This is a genomic window from Methylobacterium nigriterrae (genome assembly GCF_037106235.1).
GTDB lineage: Bacteria > Pseudomonadota > Alphaproteobacteria > Rhizobiales > Beijerinckiaceae > Methylobacterium > Methylobacterium nigriterrae.
Window position 1 is genome coordinate 1 of record NZ_JBAWTG010000542.1, and the last position, 467, is coordinate 467.

Genomic DNA, 467 nt, shown 5'->3' on the forward strand with positions numbered 1-467 from the left:
TGCAGGAGGGCCGTGGCCACGATCGGCGTGAGCCCGCTCGCGAAGATTCCGGAGAATTGATAGACGAAGGAGATGCCGGTGTAGCGCACCCGTGCGGGAAAGAGTTCCGAGAACAGAGCCGCCTCCGGCCCGTAGACGGAGGCGTAGAGGATGCCGAAGGGCACGATGAGGGCGAGCCAGATCGCGGTCGTGTTCCCGGGAAAGGTCAGGAAGATCCAGAAGGCCGGGAAGGCGGAGAGACCGGTGATCAGGGACCCCCAGGCGTAGACACGGGTGCGGCCGATCCGGTCCGACAGTGAGCCGAAGAACGGGATCGTCGCGCACATCACGAGCGCGGCGGCGGTCACGCCGAGCAGCGCCTCGGTGCGCGGCACGTGCAGGGTCTGCGTCAGGTAGCCGATCGAGAAGACCGCGAAGATGTTGAAGAACACGCCGTCGATCGTTCGCGCACCCATGCCCGCGAGCAC

1 protein-coding gene is annotated in these 467 nt (G+C 66.2%); it reads right to left on the reverse strand.

Features of this window, described 5'->3' with window-relative positions; genetic code table 11:
* A partial coding sequence (locus tag WDW90_RS38150; protein WP_336492876.1) for an MFS transporter occupies positions 1 to 467 on the reverse strand: 467 nt, incomplete at both ends.